Below are 19,618 nucleotides of genomic sequence, written 5' to 3' on the forward strand. Positions count from 1 at the left end.
ACCGGAATTTGCACATTAAAGCCAAATATACAGATTTTAAGACAGCCTCGTCTGTTGGGAACGATAATTTGTTTTTGGTGTACTTTCTGATTTTTCCATTTAGATTTTCGATTAGATTTGTGGTATAAATAATTTTTCTGATTTCTATCGGGAAGTCAAAGAATACGGTAAGTTCTTCCCAATTTTCAGTCCAGGATTTTACCGCATAAGGATATTTGTCATTCCATTTTATGGCAAAATCTTCAAGAGAAGCTTTGGCTGCCTGTTTGGTTGGAGCATTGTAGATTAGCTTCATATCGCCTGAAAAATCCTTTTTGTCTTTCCAGACAACATATTTGGCTGCGTTTCTGATCTGATGTACTACACAGATTTGTGTTTGTGATTCAGGGAATACATTTTTAATGGTTTGGGTAAATCCATTTAGATTGTCAGTGGCTGTAATTAGGATATCTTCAACACCTCTGGCTTTTAAATCGGTAAGGACACCCAGCCAAAAACTGGCACTTTCATTCTTGCCCAGCCACATTCCCAATACCTCTTTCTTGCCGTCTCTGTTGAGCCCGATAGCCAAGTAAATGGTTTTATTTGCCACCTTTGAGTTCTCTCGGACTTTAAAAACGATGCCATCCATCCAGACAATTAGATAAACTGGCTCTAACGGCCTGTTTTGCCAAGCCACAATATCACTGGAAACGCTATCGGTTATTCGGGATATAGTCGAGGTGGAAACTTCAAAATTATAGACTTCCCTTATCTGTTCTTCAATGTTGCTATTGCTCATTCCTTTGGCGTAAAGAGACACTATAACATTCTCTAATCCATCGAGCATATTCTGACGCTTTGGAACAATTGCGGGGTTAAAAGTAGCGTCTCTGTCTCTTGGAACCTGGATTTGAGATTCTCCAAAAGAAGTTTTTATTTTTTTGCTTGAAAAACCATTACGAGCATTAGGAGTTGCTGTTTTTTCATGCTTTTCATACCCTAAATGAACATCTAACTCTCCTTCAAGCATTTTCTCTAAACCTCGCTTTTGCAATTGACCTAAAAAACTATAAAGGTCTTTGCCTGTCTTGAATTGCTTCAAAAATTCATCGGATAATAAATCTTCCTTTTTCATAGAATATGTAAAATTTAAAATTAAGTAAAAAAGATATTAGGGGTTGCACAAACCCTTATATCTTTTTTACTTACACACTTTATGAGATAGTACCTATTTTTTTAAGTAATGCGATTTTCTATTATAAATTTATATGCCTTCGACTTTAAAACGGCTTTTAGCGCCGTCTTAAAGCGATAGGACAGAATTCATATCCTGCTTAAATGGGATTGATGTATTGTTCTATTTGAATGAGATTTTATTTGTTGTTTCCCTTTTTTTCTCATCAATGATCTTGGTATAAATCTGTGTAGTCTTTATATTTTTATGACCGAGCATTTTGGATACGGTAAATATGTCAGTACCTGCTGCCATTTGTAATGTTGCATACGTATGACGGAAGCAATGAAACGTGATATGTTTTTCTATCGATGCGTCGCTAACCCAAATAGGCAGCAGGCGGTCAATATCCCATTTTTTTAAATCATAAAAGACTCTCTTGTATTGTCCCACTTTTTCACCTAAGAGTTCTATGTGTCTCACATTGTGTCATAATTTCGCCGAATAAAATCCAAGCATGGATTTTATTTTTCGTGGTACAATTATGGTACAAAAAAGAACAAACTATCTGTAAATAAAACTATATAAACAGAAAGAGAAATACCAGTTAAAATGCTGTTTTATAACATTTTAACTGGTATTCTTTGTTTTAGTTTGTGATGTTTTGTGAAACCTATTTTCCGATACAGAAAATAACTTTACTTACTTTACTGGCATTTTAAACCTCTGTGGTACAATTATGGTACAAATTAAAGCAAACTATCGCAAAACTAAACAAAGTATCCTTGTTAAGACAACATATCTCATGGGAGTTGTTTGCACAAAAATAGTTAATAATTTTGAATGTTTATTACATCACTATTATAAAAAAGCTATGTCATATATGATGGTGATACCTAGAAATTAGGATTTTAAAAATAAGAGAACAAAAGAAAAGAGGTCGGAAATCTAGTTTTAACTTTAGATTTTTGACCTCTTTACAATATCATCTTCAATCTCGAAATAAGTTTTTACCCGACCAGACTTAATCCATTTCATTAACTCATGCCTGTAAAAATAAATGCGTTTACCTTGTTTATTGAATGGGATTTCCCTTTTGCACACTTTACTATAGATTGTGGATACCGATAGATTTAAAAGTTTTGATGCTTCTTTAATGTTTAGAAGTTCTTCCTTATTTTCTTCTACAGTAGAAATTCTTGCAATTAGTTTTTCTAAATAATCCAATTTATCATGAATCTTGTTCATCATTATAGGTATTTGGTCAAAAGTGAATGGCTTCATGGGATCTATAGTTTAAAATTTCTAGTAAAATTATCCAGTTCGACTATTAGAAATAAAAGTTGTCCTTTAAAGCGAGAATTTGGCGTTTGATTTCTAACTATTACTAATTCTAATGCAATAGAGAGTAATTATTCATTTCGAATAATCTGAATTTGCCCCTTTCAGTTTACTAGCGCGGTCCGAAAAAATTTCGATTTTTTAGTAGAGGATTTAGAACACTTAGCTTATAAATATTTAGGATTAAATATAGTTATCATTTATGCTGGAAACTCCAGTGCAATTGATCACCAAGTTCAGAAGAAAAAAGATGATTTAATCTTATTTAGTATTGTAATTTATATGTCTACAAAACTTCATTAATTCCGCTACTAATTTTATCACAGCTGCTTTTTATCAATACAACTACCTTTTTTTAGGGAAACAGCACCTAACTCAATATATTTGTTGCTCTTAAACTATAGTTTTAAATCAATTGTTAATTATAAAATATGCTTTAAAAAATTGGGCGATTTTAATTTTGACGTGCATTTTTAGATTAAAAATTAAAAAAAATACCCCAAAAATGTTATCAATTTTTTTGGGGTATAAAATAATCTTGGTAATGTATATTAAACTTGCTTGTATTCACTATTCCAAACTGCATCTTCTGGACCATCTCCTTTGTGTCCATCTAATTGAATCACAAAACTTTTAGCTGGGAAGTAAGGCGTAATATGTATATCTAATAAAATCCTATCTTTTTGAGTCTTGTCTTGCTCAATTTTCATTACTGTAAACTTTTCAATAAGATTAGTAGGACCTTTAATTCCGTCTAAAAATTTAATAATTTGGCTTCTTAAATCCGCTTCTGTTCGGGTTGTCCAATTTTCAAAAGCTCTTCTATTTAAGAAATCGAAAAGAACTTTAGTAATATGATCAAATACTCTAACCACTGAATATGTTTGTAAGCCTAAGTTATCTCCATTAAATAATGTTTTAGCAGAGAAAGCCATAATTTTACTATATTCGTTAACCATTGGTACTAATCCCATTCGTTCAAGTTCCGAAATTTCGCTTTTTTTCAAATCAAAACGAACACTTTCCACTTCATTTAGACCTCCAAATTTTTTACCAGCTACTACTTGAGACATCAAAGTTTTGTATATTTTCCCCGCTAATGAAGTGGATGGTGGAACATACAAGCTTTCTTCTTCTCCTACTTCATCATACTTGCTTCTTCCTAGTAAATAGTTACAAGTCATGATGGTATTTGATTTATGAACATCACCGCCTGTATGATTGGCATTAAAGAAAATATCTATAACATCATCTGGGGTTTCAAGATCTTGAAAATCCGTTAACAAAACTGCTTTGTTTTCATGTGCTATTTTAGACCATTTGTCTAAAACCGCATTAGAGCCTAAGTAGCCAGGTACAGAAAGAATAGAGTAGTTTTGTCTTAAATCTAATCTATCAAAATTTTGCTTTAACTCATTAGAAACATAATCAAAATACAAAGTATTATCTAAATCTTTCAATTGAGATATATCTGCATTTAGAATAGTTACATTTTTAATTTTATCACTTTCAGTGTTCTTATAAAATAAAGAAACACTTCTATAAGATGTTTCTAGTTCTCTGGAAACATTTAACGCATACTTTAAATTCTTATTTAATGTCAACTCTGCAGATGTAGCTTTCGCATCAGCCACTTCAATCATTGATTCTACAGCATTATTGTCTTTTAGTAAGTCCAACCATAAATCTATTTTGTTTGTAAGATTGGTTCTCTCACTTTCCCACTCTACATCGTTTAGAAAAATATTTTTCCTTGCTTTTCTAGTTGGGTTTAAGTTCGATAATCCGTCAATAACATTTTCTAAAAAGGCAAAACCTCCATATTCGTTTAACAAGTTTATTTTGCTACTTGAAGTTTCATTTAGCACTTGTTCGGTTGAAGAACCTTGACTTTTTTGTTCTTTAATTTGAGTTGCCATAATTATTGTTTGTTGTTATTGATTTCGTTTTTAGCATTTTCAAGTAATTCTATGATTGCATCCTTAACAGCTGGGTCTTGAATAGCTTTTATTAAACCTCTATTACTGGAAAGTTGACGAACAATTTTATATGCTTGTTCTTTCTCTGTGTTTAATTTATTCAAAAAAGGGCTGTTTTCTTTAATTGATTTTGCGCCAAAGTCTCCTAAATTTTTAAACACCATAGATTCATTCAAATCCGAACCTTCTTCGGTAGTAAATTCAAAATTCACAGCGGGTTTAAATTTTTCAAAAACAGCTTCTACTGTTTGTAAATCATAAATTGCCTCGGGGGCAATTGGTTGCTCATTTGTAAGTTTTTGAATTAGAATCATTCTATTTGAAGGAATTTCTAAAATTGATTCATTGGCGTCAACTTTTACTTCGTTTCCTCCAATGCCGTAATTGAACATGCTCATAATTTTATAACATTATTAGTTAATTTTGTAAATTTAATAAAAAAAATTCTAATTTATATTGATTTATAGGAATTTTAATTGTTTTTTTGTGTCTGAACTATAAAATAGTTTTTTAGAACCCTATTTGATTAAAATATCAATCTATTATTATTTAATATGAAATACCTTAAATATCCAATCAATTTTAAATCCTTGCTGAAAGGTTCACAGGAAAATTTTTGTAAGATTGAGGAATCTATAGCTTATAATATAATGATGATAATTACGACCTCTTTTGGAGAAATACCAGAAACACCAAACTATGGAACTATTATCTGGGATTTAGAATTTAATCAACACTTAAAGAAAAAGGATTGGGAAGATTTAGTTAAAAAATCAGTATACGAATCAATTGCTGCATTTGAAAAAAGACTAATTCTAAGTGAAGTTTGCATTTCTTTAAATGACATTGATGATAAGGAGTTGGGAGCCAGTATTCGGCGAAAGGCGAATATAATAGTTAAAGGTTCCATTATAGAAAGTTTAGTTCCATTTAATTTTCATACAAAACTGAATATAAGCCCAATTTCGCAATAAATATAATTATGAAGGATACAAAGTTTATAGAAATAAAAAATAGGATACAAAAAAAATGTTTAGAAATTTGGGGAATTGAAGACATTAACATGGCAGATCCATTGGTGATGATGTTAGTAGAGGTTTTTGTACACGAAATTTATTATCTGCACCAAGAAGGAGTAGAGTCCGATAATAAAATTATTGAACGTATTGCTCAGGAGATTGTACCAAGCCAATGGAACTTACCAATGCCTGCACATGCTTTAGCTAGTGCAACCGCAACTAACGGCGTTGTTTTATTAAATGATGATACGGAATTTGTAGTTAAATCAAGTACGGCTACTAGTATTAATTATGATATTTACTTCGCTCCTTTTACTAATGAAGAAATTATTGAGGGTGAGGTAAGCTTGCAAATGTATGATTCCTTTTTGATTGATTCGCTTAAAAATGTAACCTATTTAGCTTCAGAAAATAAAATAGAAGATCATCGTATTTGGGTAGGATTGGATATTTCTAAAGAAAATTTAGTAAAATTAAAATCATTAAAATTTACTTTTGTGACAGAAAGTTCTTCATTGGATGCTTTTTTAAAATATGTTACAGTAAAAGATAGCAATGGAAATGTTCTTCATATTGAGAATGAAATTTTTGATGAAGTTCAGGACAACAAGCATTATACTGAATCTATAAAATTATTCTATAAAAATTTTATTTACAAAATAACACTGAACCCAGAAGATATAATTTATGAGTCTATTTCAAAGAGATTTAAAATTGATGAAGAAGGTTTGAAATCCAGCAAAAAGAATACGGATTTGATTTGGTTAGAGTTTATATTTCCTGAAATTTTTTCTAAAGAAGAATTGGATAACATTCAAATTAAAATTAACACTTTTCCAATCGTTAACAGAAAATTAAATCATAAAGTTCATAATGCTCTAATTGAGGGGCGTCTCTTTCCAATGAAGGCTGAAAGAAATACTCATTTTCTTGATGTAATGAAAATTTTTAATGAAAAAAATGTTGATTTTATAAATGGCATAAAGCAAGCTAATATTCTTGCAACAAATACATTTACTCTATTTTATGGTGGATTAGAAAATTACGATTCTCGGAATGCTAAGTTTTTTCTAAAGAAGTTAGTTCGTGCTTTAAGAGAAGATGTCGGTGCATTTTCGAATATTAATGCGGATTATATTGATGCTACGATGACTAAAATTAATGAAGAAATTAATATAATTGAAAACAAAATTGGCAGTAGCTATAGTGAAGTAAATGATGATGAAGAAGTTTATGCCTTAATTCATGAGACAGAAAAGTCTAAAATCTTATACTGCTCGTACTGGACTTCAAATGGTCAAGCAGCTAATAATTTAAAAAAAGGAACTATTTTAAAACAAACTGTGTTATCAGAGTTAGCCCAAGATTCAACCGTTTTACAAACCAGTTCATTTGGTGGAGTTTACAGGAATGATAAAATTGAAAAAGTAATTAACCTTCGCTATGGCTTTTTAACCAAAGGACGATTGGTAACCAAACAGGATATAAAATCAGCAGTAAACTTTCATTTGAGAAATATTACAAAAGAAGTAGTAATCACAGATGGGGTAGGTATTAGTAATCAAAGAGAAAAAGGAGTGTTTAGAACGATTGATATAACAGTAGTTTTGCAAGACAAGTATAGCTTACAGATAGAAAACAAGCAAAAGATAGGATTATTTTTGAAAGAAACTTTAGAAAATCAATCTGTTATGAATATTCCATTTCAAATAACAATAAAATAAAGGTATGAACGAATTAGATTTTAGCCCCAGCTTATTATCGGCAATCAAATCTGCTAAATCATTAGCAATTCAAGATGGGCATAGTACTTATGGTGTTTCTCATTTGGCGTACGCGTTATTATTTGAGCCAACGGGACTCGTAGAAGTATTAAGAACGTTTTCAAAAGATATAGATTATATAAAAGAATGGTTTGACGTTAGAAAAGAGGTGTACACTTCTTCTCAAAATAATGATAATATTGTTAGTGCTGATGATGAAGTGGAGAAAGTTTTTTCAGAATCAAATTTTAATAGAATAAGATTAGGATCTGATTATATCGATGCATTTTGTGTATTTATAGCAATTATTAAACCTGGATTGGTTTACAGTGATAAACAAATTGATGGATTAAACTTGAGTGATGTAGAACTTTTGAAGCATTTTGGACTAAGAAATACTCAAAAAAGTTTTGATTTGACTGATAATGATAAAGAGCAGGGCAACATTGAAATTAGCTATTGTGATTCATTATATACAAAGAATATTATTGAGGAAGGCAGCAGTATTATCGGCAGAAATAAGGAAGTTAGGTTAATTCTGGAAAATATTGAACGTTATGAGAATCATGGTATTTTACTCATTGGAGAGTCAGGTGTAGGAAAAACAAGTTTAATAAAAAATCTTATTTACTATTTACATCAAACAGCTCCAAATTTCTTTGATGAAACACTGGTTTTATCGTTAAACTCATCTAAACTTGTTGCAAACTGTGGTAGCGAGAACGAAATCTCTAAAAAATTAATTGAAATTTTTGAAAAATTAACTAAATACGGAAAAAGTATACTTTTTATTGATGACGTACAGGTATTATTAAACTCCTCAAGTTCGAAATCAAATGCTGTAATCAATATTATAAATACACAATTAACCGAAGGCAATATTAACATTATTGCCTCAATTGATTCTGATTCTTATAGAAAATCAATTGAAGGAACGACTATAAGTGGAAAATTAGAGAATATTTTCATAGAAGAATTAGAGTATTCTTTACTGCTTGAGTGCTTGAATATTTATAAAGAGAAATTAGAAAAACATTACAAAATAACTATTGAAGAAAAGGTAGTCGAGGAAGCTATTCATTTGTCTAAGCGGTTTTATAAAGAAAAAAAGCTACCCTATGGAGCTATCGATTTATTAGATAGAACTGCTTCTTCGGTAATTGTTTCTAATTCAAATTCATTAGTTGAAATTGTAAAAATAATAGAGCAAATAAAAGAATGTGATCTTACTGATGAAACAAAAATAAACTTACTAAAAAAGCAAATATACAATAGAATAAGCTGTATTGTTACCAGTAAAATTAATATTGTCGAAAGTTCAAAAAACACCAAAAATGAAGTAGTGACATATGATGATATCGTTAAGTTATCTACTGATATTGAAATTATTGCAAAAGAAAAAATTACTGTTGTTACAAAATCTGAGATTTTAGCAGTAGTTTCTAATGCAACAGGAATTCCTTTAGGGAAAATAAGCGCTGGAGAAAAAGAAAAACTTCTAACGATTGAAGACAAATTACAAGAAAGAGTGAAAGGTCAGGCACATGCTATACAAACACTTTCGGAAGCTATTATTGAATCTCGAAGTGGTTTGAGTAATCCTAAGCAACCTATTGGATCATTCTTTTTCTTAGGACCAACAGGTACTGGAAAAACTGAATTAACTAAATCATTAGCTGAATTGCTGTTTGATGATGAAGATGCTATGATTAGATTTGATATGTCTGAATTTAAAGAGGAACACTCTGCTGCTTTATTATATGGTGCTCCGCCGGGATATGTGGGTTATGAAGAGGGTGGAATGTTAGTGAACAAAATCCGACAAAAACCCTATTCTGTTGTACTTTTTGACGAAATCGAAAAAGCACATCCGTCCGTTTATGATGTATTTTTACAAATTATGGATGAAGGAAAGATTCATGACAAATTAGGACGAGAAGGCGACTTTTCTAATGCTATTATTATTTTTACCTCAAATATAGGTAGTCAATGGATTCAGGAGCAAATAGAAAGTGGTTATTTACCCACTTCAAATGAATTAATTGATATTATGAGCAGTCATTTCAGACCTGAATTTTTAGGACGTCTGACAGAAGTAGTTCCTTTTGCTCCCATAAATAAGGAGATTGCTAAGGCTATTTTTAAATTACATCTTAGTCGCCTGCAGGAACAATTAATAAGCATCAAAAATATTTCATTTGACTTATCAGATAGTGCTTTAGAATATTTAACAAATAAAGGATTCTCTAAGAAATATGGAGCTAGACCTATTGCAGGTACTGTAAGAACATATCTAAAAAAAACAATTTCAAAGTTAATTATATCAGAAGTTATTCTAGAGAATGAAACAGTTGTTTTGGATATAAAGGGAGATGAATTTATTTGGGAAAAGAAATAAGTTATGGAGCAAGATATTACTGTTTTAAAACAACAAGTTAATTTTAATTTGAGAGCCGAAGTTCTTTTTTATGAATTGCAAAATATTTTAAAAAAAGAAACCCAAGTTTTTGTGAGACACAATGGGATTTCAAAAAGACACAATTCTAGGGATGCAATTGACATCTCTACGATGTTGTATCAAGAAGATTCACGAATAACCAAAGAAGCACTTGTCTTACATTTAGCAAAAAACAGCATTTATCACAATTTACCTGAATTACTTTTTCATCCATTGTCAGTTAGTAATCCAACAATGTCTAACAAAGAGATTGTGGAAGCTGTCAAAGAAAATAAAGAAACTGAAAATGATGTTTTAGATTTTTTCATGCCTTTTGATAATGAAATTTTTTCTGCCAATTCGGACGCTACGATAAGAAGCCTTCACTTATTTGATGATAAGATTGATTTGTTTTTAACTATAGTAGATGAGTTAGTAGCTATCGAATTTGAATTGACAGCAATCCAAAAAAAGAATTTATTTATCTATTTATGTGAATCTGAAAAGTTAAAAGAAAACCTTCCAGAATTAGAAAAAGTTTTAGAAATGCTATTAGGCAATGCAGTAAAATTGAAATACAAAAAACATGTCTTTACAACGTCTCCCTTTCTAAAACTAAGCGCAGGTATTTTGGGTTTTAATTTAGGCCTATGCGGAGCTGTAGAAAGTGAAATAGATGATGTAGAAGTTGCCTTGTATTTTGATGGAAATATTAATTATTCCATTTTACAGTATAAGATGACACTTACCCGTAAAGTGCTGGAATATTTTATTATTAGTAATAGAAAAATTGATATTGTATTTTTTAATAACTATCAGTTTGGAATAAAACTAAACGAAAACTATTTAGGTATTAATACCATTTTATAATTTTTAACGACAATAAAGAGATACATTAACTTATGAATACAATTCTGCCATTTTTTTTAAAATTCTTATTAGCACCGTTTCTAATACTGATTATTACGCTCATTATGAGTCAGTTTTCCAGTATAAAAATCAATATAAAATCGGCTATAATATTTGTTTTATGTTTTTCGCTTATAGCAGCTTTACCCTGTTTATTTGCTTTTTTTAATAATGAGTTTATTTGGTTAGGCTTGCTTTTTTCTGTTTTATATTATTTAATTATTGGGATTAGTTTATTGTATTTCATGGATACAGCCTTGTTCCAAAATATAGGTGTTAAAAATAGTGCCGCTGCTAAATTTTCTCTTTTTTTAATTGTAACGATTCTATCTTCTTGGATATATTATTTGGTGTTTAACTACATTGCCATATCAAATTATGCCCAGATAAGTATGCTTAATATTCTTTGGTTATTTGCACCAATTTTTTTCAAAGAATCAAAGAAAAACTATTTACAAATTCCTGATCCATTTTATGAATATTGGAGAGTTGGTAAAGAACGAAAAGACATAGAATACTGGGATAATATTGATAAATTTCGCTTAATGCAAGTATCTATACATATAAAGAAAAAAGTAAATGCTGAATTCTTTTCAAAATTTGATGTAAAAATCGCTCAGGATGTTAATCTGGGGAGCTGGTTTGATAAGTTTATTGAGGATCAAAATTACAGGTTTCCAAATGATGCTATCGAATCAAGTGCGGAAAATGAAGATGCTGGCTGGATTTTTTATACTGCCAAATACTTCACTTTCCCATTATTTATCAGGAATCTGAGTCCTCATCAGACCATCTCTGAAAGTAAATTAAATAATAAACAAACCATTTTTGCTAAAAGAGTTGCTTTGAATAAACTAGAAAAAGAATTGGAAGAGATATGACAGATTACACATTCGAAAACCGCATAATTAGTTCAATTCAAAAAGCAAAAGAAAAATCAGAAATAGAACTTAAATTTTCAACTCACGATAAGCTTTATAATGTCTTAAAAAATATATTGAACTTAGAATTAGAAAGGGTTAATTGTTTCCATTTATGTAGGATGGACTCTTTTAGCAATTGATATTATTGAAGTACTTATTGAATATTCGGAAGAGAATAACAATAAAGGTGGTTTTGGCAGAGGATTTGGAGGAGGTAGTTTTAGCGGAGGAGGCGCTGGAGGAAGATGGTAAATTATATGCTATTATATAAATTCTTAAATGAAGAAACAGGAAAAATAATAAATGATACTTCTCCTAATTGGAAAATTGAAAAAGACTTGGGAATTTATGGAGATGAGGCAGAAGACTTTATAATTCGGTTTTCAAATAGATTTAATGTAGATATAAGCAATTTTAATTTTAAAGAACATTTTAATTCCGAAATAGATAGTATAAGCCTTTTTATAGTTAATCTTTTCTATAAAAAAGAAAAAAATGAACTTACAATAAACGATTTAAAAAAGGCTGTGAAAAACGGCAAATTAGAATAAAAATAACCCAGCAATTATGAAATCAAACATACATTTACCAATTAACTGGACAGATGGTGTAAAACTAACCAAAGACCATTTTATCGATAATTATTTCAACTTTATAACAATTGTGAGTGATTATAATAAAGTGCATTTAAATAATTTTAACTATGGTTGTACCCAAACAGCAAGTGATAAATCAATAGATATTGACATAAAAATTGAAGCAGGCCAGCTAGTTGCCTACTTGAGAAAATGTGAGTTAATTGCAAAAAATGGACATTTAATTTCTTTTAACCAAGAGTTATACGGTACAAACCTGCCTGAAGCAAAAATTAATGCAAATGACCTAGATAGAAATTCTTTTGAATTTTATTATGTAATTGTTTCTATAAATCCATACGACTTAATTCCTGTGGGTATTCCTAATCCGAACATGATTCCACTGCATCACCCACATGTACTTCCGGAAATAAAATTACATATTGTCAACAAAAAGGAAGTAAATGATAATTTTTTAGAGGGTTACTTTTTGATTGTTAAAAAAATAGCATTCCAAAATGGAACTTTCATTGAAGATAATAAATATATAGCTCCTGTTGTAAAAGCAAAAAATAATGAAATTCTAAATCAATTTATTACTAGAATAAATAATGAATTATATCTGTTAAATGATTTTTCAATAAAAATTCATAAAAAAAATAATCAAAGCTCAGCTAATAATAAACTTGTAAGTAACACTTTTAGCTTGTGTAGTACGATAATTAATTATTACGGAGAACAATGCTTTTATCTTAAAAACATTGCTTCTGAAGAACCTCCTGTTTATATGTTTGATAAAATAATTGTTCTGGCCAATCATCTGCTTTCTTCATTAACACTCATGGATGATAAAGAGAAAGAGACGCTATTACAATATTACTATGAATGGATTGATGTGAAACCATCAGAATTACTCAGTGTATTATTTGAAGCAAAAAGTGCCGTTTATGACCATAATGATATTTCAGAAACACTTGACAAACTAAATCAATTCCTTAGCGTTTTAAAACGTCTATGGCAAAAATTAAGCGAGTTGGAATATATTGGAATCAGAAAAGAAAATATTGTAATAAGTGAAGAAACTAAGACTGTAACTCCAAGAAGTAATACTTGGTCAATACTAGATTAATATAATACAATACTATGAAACCACTAAATCATATTAAAATAAATGCTAAAAAACGTAAGTTTTACAGTATGTTTTTTTTAAGTTCCTTTTTTATTTTTGGTTGCCTGTATATTACACTAACAACTGCGAATAAAGGAGTTGCCGAACTAGAGCAAAAAAACAAATACTACAATGATATTGCAGTAAAGCAAGGAGAGATGAACTTACTTTTAAATGAAATCTTAATTGAAATCAATGATTTAAGATTTAAAGACAGGACACTGAACGAACGTAAAAATCTTCAATCGTTAATCAATGAGAAAAGATTTACAATCAATAATGAAATTCAAAAATCAAAGACTGATTTGACAAATTCCTTTAGTTTGTACGAAGAATTTTTAGTAGAACTACAGAAAGCACAAACTAAAATTGATGTTTTGAAGGAGGTTGAGACAAGTTATGATATAAATAAAATTCAGCTTGAAAAGTGTATAGCAAAACACGATCAGGAAAATAAAAAAAAATAATCCCATAATCATGAAAAAAGCAATAGAATTTGATGAAACATATTGGAAAAAATTAAAATTCAATTTATTATTTGTCATTAGTGCTTGTATTATTTACATCTGTGTTACAAAGTTTTTATTAAAAACACCCAATTTTAATAATACAGATATGCTCAGTAGAATAAATGAGTATGAAAAAATGCAAGAGATTAAAGCAGATTATGCTGATAAGTCAAAATTAATTTTCAAGACTATTGACACTATAAAATATGATATTAATCAGGTCCAGCGAATAGATGAAGTTAAGAGAAATATATCAGAATACAAACAATTATATAAAGATCATGAATTCCATTCGTCTTATAATTTTTGCCTAATTGGCGGAAATTTACTGAATGTTTTTTTAGAACTGAACCTAGAACAAAGTACCGTTAAAAAGAATGACATCCTAATAGAGAGAAGTCTTAACGAATGTAAAGCAAATTTTAAAAATGAATATTAAAAATAAAACAGTAGTTATCATTTTGCTATGCATTGCGGTAAGTTTAATCATAATAGCATTATTATTTCCTTTTAATAAAAAATTGAGTAATCTTGATTTTTCAATATTGGATAAGAACGATAATCATCAATACGAATTAAATGAAAAATTATCTTTTAAAATAAATGACAGTACTTTGTTATCTGATAAAAAAGCTGTTTGGTATTTTGGTAACGGTGATTCAATTGTCAGTAAGGAAAATGTAGATTACACCTATAAAAAAGCTGGCAAGTATTTAGTAACATTACGAATTAATAATAAATTCGATTTTTCTAAACAAATAAATATTGTAAATGGAAGAACTTTGACAGCAAAAGATTCTATACCAAAAATATTTTGCGCGGCATTTGGCTATGTAGGAGAAGAAATTGTTTTCACAGGATATTCCCCCAGTTCTAATAATTGGTATTGGGAATTTGGTGAAACAGGAACTATTGATTCTTATGAAAAACAAGCTATTTATGTTTTCACTTCACCTGGTATTTATACGATAAAACTAGAAACCGAAAAAACTAAATATCCGATAACTAAAGAAATTGAGATTTTTCAACTTTACGAACCATTTAAAGAACCGGAAGTTATTGACTCCGCAGGTATTGTATTGAATGATATAAAAAAACGATTGCAAATCATTGCTAATTTAGGGGCAAGAGATACTAGAGCTTACAAGGCTCAGGTTAATTACTTGAAAAATAAATACATCTGCAGTGACCTTTCTGATGTAGTTGTTGTAGTTAACGAAGAAAAATACAATGACTTTTTAAGTTATTGCCAAGGACTTCATTATTTAGACGGCAATGCTACTATTATTCAAGAAGTAAAACTGGATACTATTAAATGTTTTAGGCAGATAAATATTACCCAGAAAACTAATAAAACAAAGTAATATATGAAAATTAGCAATTTATGTCAATCCCTTTTTATGATTCACTTTTTGTTGTTTGCAAATGTTGTTTTTTCACAAGTAAAAAATAGTACTCACATTATTAAAAAAAGAGAGAAAACAGTAAACACATATGATAATCAATCGCAAAAGGAGAGGGGGGTGGCAGAGCTTAAATTAGTTTTTTCTGATAGAGACGACAATAATATTTACGAGGAACCTTATGGGGCTAAAGTAAGTAGCATTGCAACTATTTTATCCCCAATGTATGTCATTGATGAGGATAAAAATTATTATAAAGTTGTAGTTGCTGATAAAAAGATGGTTGGCAAACCCAAAGGAATTCTAGCAGTTTTAAGAAGTGAAAAAAATCATTTTTCCAATAAGAAAGAAGTACAATACTTAGGCTGGATTAAAAAAGATAATGTGATTGAATACAGCAGGGCAATTCAAAACCAAGACAATTTAAAGTACGTTAAATATTTTGTAGCTTGTAATGAAGTGGGCAATTTGTTTGCTAGTGCTAAAAATGTTAAAAAAGACACATTGCTGTTAAAAAATGACCCTAATTTAGAGTCATTAGCCCATAAAAATATTAAACTAAATGATTTTGTGTACGTATATAAAATAAATACAACCACTAAATCAGCATTTGTGTCCAATTTTGATGATATTATGACAAAGGATACTGCCAATTTTAAATATGGCTGGGTTCCTTTACAATATTTAAATCCGCTAGAGGACAATATGGTTATAAAACTAAGTCCGTCTGAGAAACTGGAGTTTTCTTTAGGAAAAGTTAGTTTTCAAGCTGACGAACTTTATAAAAACACTTTGTTTTTAAATGAAAATCAATCTAGTCAGCCCATAACCTTTGAGAATCCCAATAAGATTTTGTTACCAATAAATATATGGAATCACGATAAAAACAAAATTACAAATCTAAAAGGTGATGATCTTTCGATAAAAAAAATGGAACAGATTGCTTCTCAATACAAGAATATAAACTTTTATTTTATATTTGAGAATAATAACTTGACAAAACAGCATTTAAAAAAGACACTTTCGTCATTACAAAGTCTAAAATTAACCACTAGTAATGATGCTTATGCAAATTACAATTTTACTTACTCTTTTATTGCAAAAGGAAGGTATGAAAGTTATTATCTGATAAAATCACCTTCTTTTTCGAAGTGGTTTGATTTGATCGAAAAAAGTATCAAAACACCTAATGAGATTAACAAGGAAAATATTTTACCAAATAACAATAGTGATATTACTCAGTTCTTAAGTTCTGATGCTAATTTCGAAAATAACTTTTTTATTTTGGCAGGTGCCAATAGCGCTATAAATACCACTTTACCATCTAGTTTCAATATAATGGCTACAAACAATGCTAAGTTATTATTCATTCTTTTTGGAAATGAGAACACAAGCGATAATCAGGATTTTATTCTGCAAAGTAAAATGTATTTAAACGAAGCAAGTAATGCAAATAAAAGTAATATAAAAAACTATTATGTAGACCCAAAACTAATCACAAAAAACGATGAGTTTATTTATGATGGAGAATTTGATAATGACTACATCTATGACGCGCCTTTAAGAAGCAATTTCAATGGAGGGATTCTATTCCCCAAATTAAATGGGGAACTTAGTGCGGAAACTATTAACAAAGCTATTGACAGTGTTATTGGTAAAACGATAAAAACGAATAATACGTTATTAAAATCATTAACGGAGTATAAAAAAGAATTTAGTTTTTTGAGGAGCCAACCAAGTAGAACAATAAATAATCTGATACAAAATTTGCCGCAAAAGGACAGTATAGATACTACTATACCTAAAAATTATAAAAGCGAGACATTTGTAATTAATGCAAAAGATACTCTTAGCTCTAGTTTAGAAGATAAAATACACCTTTTACTCACAGCAAATGAAATAAAGCAACTTATAGAAAATTACAGGGAGTTAATTAGCAAAGAGTATACAAACGAGAATATCGATAAAGTCGAAATTTTTAGCTTTAAAAAGAGCTGTAAGATACTGGCTAAAAATATAAAAAAAACAGAAAGGTTTAGATCTAAAAGTTCATTGGCTGATTTACTGTACTTCAAAACTAGAGTTTTTGTCAACAACCCTGAGTTACATGCCCTGAGGATAAAAGACATTAGAAAGTTTAAGAAAAAGCCGCAGGAATTTAGATTACTTTTTACTGCTTTAAACGCTAAGCTTGAAGTTTTAGAAAAAATGCAACGAAACGATACTTTTGAGGTATTTAATGAGGAGTCCCAGACTAAATATTACTATATACCTAAAAAATTGCTACTATAACTATGGAGATAAAAAATACAATAGAAATGGCAAAACCTTTACATGAAATAATTTTAGAGTTATTTTATTTTGAAAGTAAAGAAAAACCTTGTGAACTGACTAAAAAAGAAATTTTATGGAGACTAAAAGATCCTAAAATCACAGAGTATCAAATGGAAGAAGTGGACATGCTAACTTAGCCTGCATTGAAAGTTAAGAAATAATCTTAATTTTAATCTATGAAACAAGTCCGCAAAATTTACGACAAGGCTTTTAAGGAAAAAGCCGTTGAATTGAGTTATGATAGAACAAATGTATCAGAACTTGCCAGGGAGTTAGGAATAACAGCCCCCCAGCTTTATAAATGGCGTAAAGAACTCCAGGAATTTGGAGAAGGAAGTTTTCCTGGAAAAGGAAATTTAAAACTAACTCCCGAGCAAGAAAAAATCCATGAACTGGAGAAAAAACTCAAAGATGCAGAGTTAGAACGTGACATATTAAAAAAAGCAATCGGCATTTTTTCCAAGAACGGTCGATGATTTATAGTTTCATTAAAAACAATGAACAGCTATTCCCGATTGAAAAAATGTGCAGAGTTCTACAAGTAAGCAATGGAAGTTATTACCGATGGAAAAAACAAATAAATACTGCAAGACAGCAACTAAAAAGCGCCATAAAAAAACAGATAGCATTGATTTATTTTCAAACCAAGCAACGATACGGGAGTCCTAGAATAACATTAGAACTTCGAAGCATTGGTTATAAAATTTCAAGAGTTACAGTTGCAAAGTATATGAAAGAACTTGGCTTGCGAAGTAAATTAAGCAAGAAGTTTAAAGTAACAACCAACTCTAGTCACAATTATTTAGTTGTCGAAAATGTATTAAACAGAGAGTTTACTGTAAAAATGCCATCAAAGGTTTGGGTTTCAGATATTACATACATCCAAACTAAAGAGGGATTTGTATACCTGACCACTATTATGGATTTATACGACAGAAAAATTATAGGCTGGAGTTTGAGCAACGCAATGAGCACTGAGCAAACGACACTTGGAGCTTGGAAAATGGCAATTAAAAACCGAGATCTTAAAAATGGTTTGATTTTTCATTCCGACAGAGGTGTCCAATATGCCAGTAAAAAGTTTGTAAATGTTCTTGATTCCTATAAAAAAATAACTCGCAGTATGAGCCGTAAAGGAAATTGCTGGGATAATGCTGTAGCCGAAAGTTTCTTCAAATCTTTGAAAACGGAATTGATTTATGGCAACAAACTCATTTCTAAAGAACAAATGAAACTGGAAATCTTTGAATACATTGAAATTTGGTACAACAGAAAAAGAAGGCATTCTGCTTTAAATTATGCAACTATTGAAGAATTCAACAATCAAATTAATTACAAAAATGTAGCTTAACTTACTGTGCAATTTTTGTTTGCATATCCAAAGTACTCAACTGGATGGTGCATCATAAAAAACTAAACGAAAGTTTGGGACATTATAGTCTAGACCGCTTTGAACTAATAGATTTAGAAGAAAAATTTAAAATGGAAAGATTGAATAAAGACAGACAACAAGAACCTATTTTTTTTACTAATTATAGTACCATAAATAATATTCATAGTGCTATGAAACCCAAACCAATGGAAATAGTAGTAAATTATATTTTACCAACGTTTTTGTTTACTTACATTGCTATTATCTTTTATCTGGTAAATGATTTAAATAATAGCTTCGAAATCAACAATAGCAAATTTGAAAGTGTAAAGGAGTTAACAATAAAAGAACCTAAAACGGGTGTTATAAGAAAAAGAAAAGCTTTGTCTGATAATGAAGTAAAACGATTGTTTTCTAATCAGCATCAAAACGTCGTGTATCTAAATAAAACACTTGATTCTTTACAAACCCAGATAAACAAAATAAATGATGTCCATACGGCGGCTACTTCAGATATTAAAAATCAGATAAATTCCCTGCAACCCCAAGTAAATACTATATTCTTACATATTGCAATTGTTTTATTAGGATTTATTTTATTATTTTTTATGAAAAATATTACGAATTAACTTGTTTATTTAATTTGTATTTGTATATTCGTACTAATATTGATTGCGAATCAACCTCACCTTCCTACAAGAAGCAAATCAAAAAAAGTACTTTATAGTAC

Annotated in this window: 18 protein-coding genes and 1 pseudogene; 14 read left to right on the forward strand and 5 right to left on the reverse strand. The window is 29.7% G+C overall.

Going from position 1 to position 19,618, the window contains the following annotated elements; genetic code table 11:
- Positions 1 to 16: 16 nt before the first annotated feature.
- The 5 genes and pseudogenes from FK004_RS11395 to FK004_RS11415 all read right to left on the reverse strand — a co-directional run.
- Positions 17 to 1,117 (reverse strand): annotated as a pseudogene (locus tag FK004_RS11395) (IS256 family transposase); the annotation flags it as partial.
- Between the two features lie 222 nt (positions 1,118 to 1,339).
- Positions 1,340 to 1,639 (reverse strand): tyrosine-type recombinase/integrase, encoded by a 300-nt coding sequence (locus FK004_RS11400; RefSeq protein WP_420358877.1) that lies wholly within the window; start codon positions 1,637 to 1,639, stop codon positions 1,340 to 1,342.
- A 477-nt stretch (positions 1,640 to 2,116) separates the two neighbouring features.
- Positions 2,117 to 2,440, reverse strand: coding sequence for a helix-turn-helix domain-containing protein (locus tag FK004_RS11405; RefSeq protein ID WP_108737372.1), 324 nt, complete (start codon positions 2,438 to 2,440; stop codon positions 2,117 to 2,119).
- A 608-nt stretch (positions 2,441 to 3,048) separates the two neighbouring features.
- On the reverse strand, positions 3,049 to 4,416 hold the full coding sequence (locus FK004_RS11410; RefSeq protein WP_108737373.1) for a DUF5458 family protein: 1,368 nt from the start codon (positions 4,414 to 4,416) through the stop codon (positions 3,049 to 3,051).
- Between the two features lie 2 nt (positions 4,417 to 4,418).
- Positions 4,419 to 4,868 carry a hypothetical protein gene (locus FK004_RS11415; RefSeq protein WP_227871596.1) on the reverse strand — a complete coding sequence of 150 codons (450 nt, stop codon included), beginning with the start codon at positions 4,866 to 4,868 and terminating at the stop codon, positions 4,419 to 4,421.
- 162 nt (positions 4,869 to 5,030) lie between these two features.
- Here FK004_RS11415 and FK004_RS11420 point away from each other — a divergent pair, with 162 nt between their 5' ends.
- The 14 genes from FK004_RS11420 to FK004_RS11485 all read left to right on the forward strand — a co-directional run bounded on the left by FK004_RS11420 (position 5,031) and on the right by FK004_RS11485 (position 19,517).
- Positions 5,031 to 5,450, forward strand: a complete 420-nt coding sequence (locus tag FK004_RS11420; protein WP_108737375.1) for a GPW/gp25 family protein — start codon at positions 5,031 to 5,033, stop codon at positions 5,448 to 5,450.
- 8 nt (positions 5,451 to 5,458) lie between these two features.
- The gene (locus FK004_RS11425) at positions 5,459 to 7,219 is read left to right on the forward strand and encodes a hypothetical protein (protein WP_108737376.1); all 1,761 of its coding nucleotides are present in this window, start codon (positions 5,459 to 5,461) and stop codon (positions 7,217 to 7,219) included.
- Between the two features lie 4 nt (positions 7,220 to 7,223).
- Positions 7,224 to 9,656: an AAA family ATPase gene (locus FK004_RS11430; RefSeq protein ID WP_108737377.1), complete on the forward strand. Its 2,433-nt coding sequence runs from the start codon at positions 7,224 to 7,226 to the stop codon at positions 9,654 to 9,656.
- Between the two features lie 3 nt (positions 9,657 to 9,659).
- Positions 9,660 to 10,565, forward strand: coding sequence for a hypothetical protein (locus FK004_RS11435; protein WP_108737378.1), 906 nt, complete (start codon positions 9,660 to 9,662; stop codon positions 10,563 to 10,565).
- Positions 10,566 to 10,597: 32 nt separating this feature from the next.
- A complete protein-coding gene (locus tag FK004_RS11440; RefSeq protein WP_157956085.1) occupies positions 10,598 to 11,485 on the forward strand; it encodes a TssN family type VI secretion system protein in 888 nt (295 codons plus the stop codon).
- Between the two features lie 299 nt (positions 11,486 to 11,784).
- On the forward strand, positions 11,785 to 12,078 hold the full coding sequence (locus FK004_RS11450) for a DUF1493 family protein (protein WP_157956086.1): 294 nt from the start codon (positions 11,785 to 11,787) through the stop codon (positions 12,076 to 12,078).
- 16 nt (positions 12,079 to 12,094) lie between these two features.
- Positions 12,095 to 13,231 carry a hypothetical protein gene (locus tag FK004_RS11455; protein WP_108737381.1) on the forward strand — a complete coding sequence of 379 codons (1,137 nt, stop codon included), beginning with the start codon at positions 12,095 to 12,097 and terminating at the stop codon, positions 13,229 to 13,231.
- Between the two features lie 14 nt (positions 13,232 to 13,245).
- Positions 13,246 to 13,737, forward strand: a complete 492-nt coding sequence (locus FK004_RS11460; protein WP_108737382.1) for a hypothetical protein — start codon at positions 13,246 to 13,248, stop codon at positions 13,735 to 13,737.
- 10 nt (positions 13,738 to 13,747) lie between these two features.
- Complete coding sequence (gene tssO, locus FK004_RS11465; RefSeq protein WP_108737383.1) at positions 13,748 to 14,218, forward strand: type VI secretion system TssO; 471 nt, start codon at positions 13,748 to 13,750, stop codon at positions 14,216 to 14,218.
- Positions 14,208 to 15,143, forward strand: coding sequence for a PKD domain-containing protein (locus FK004_RS11470; protein WP_108737384.1), 936 nt, complete (start codon positions 14,208 to 14,210; stop codon positions 15,141 to 15,143). Before tssO ends, FK004_RS11470 begins: the two co-directional genes overlap by 11 nt.
- 3 nt (positions 15,144 to 15,146) lie before the next feature.
- A complete protein-coding gene (gene tssR, locus FK004_RS11475) occupies positions 15,147 to 17,474 on the forward strand; it encodes a type VI secretion system protein TssR domain-containing protein (RefSeq protein ID WP_108737385.1) in 2,328 nt (775 codons plus the stop codon).
- A 26-nt stretch (positions 17,475 to 17,500) separates the two neighbouring features.
- Entirely contained in the window at positions 17,501 to 17,653 is a 153-nt protein-coding gene (locus FK004_RS19215; RefSeq protein WP_157956087.1) for a DUF5457 domain-containing protein, read from the forward strand.
- A gap of 39 nt (positions 17,654 to 17,692) precedes the next feature.
- A protein-coding gene (locus FK004_RS11480; RefSeq protein ID WP_420358875.1) for an IS3 family transposase occupies positions 17,693 to 18,867 on the forward strand; the annotation gives its coding sequence in 2 pieces (ribosomal slippage) (positions 17,693 to 17,960 and positions 17,960 to 18,867; 1,176 coding nt in all).
- A 23-nt stretch (positions 18,868 to 18,890) separates the two neighbouring features.
- Positions 18,891 to 19,517, forward strand: a complete 627-nt coding sequence (locus tag FK004_RS11485; protein ID WP_227871713.1) for a DUF5457 domain-containing protein — start codon at positions 18,891 to 18,893, stop codon at positions 19,515 to 19,517.
- The last annotated feature ends 101 nt before the right edge of the window (positions 19,518 to 19,618 follow it).

Origin of the sequence: Flavobacterium kingsejongi (genome assembly GCF_003076475.1) — a bacterium.
In the GTDB taxonomy this organism is placed as follows: domain Bacteria; phylum Bacteroidota; class Bacteroidia; order Flavobacteriales; family Flavobacteriaceae; genus Flavobacterium; species Flavobacterium kingsejongi.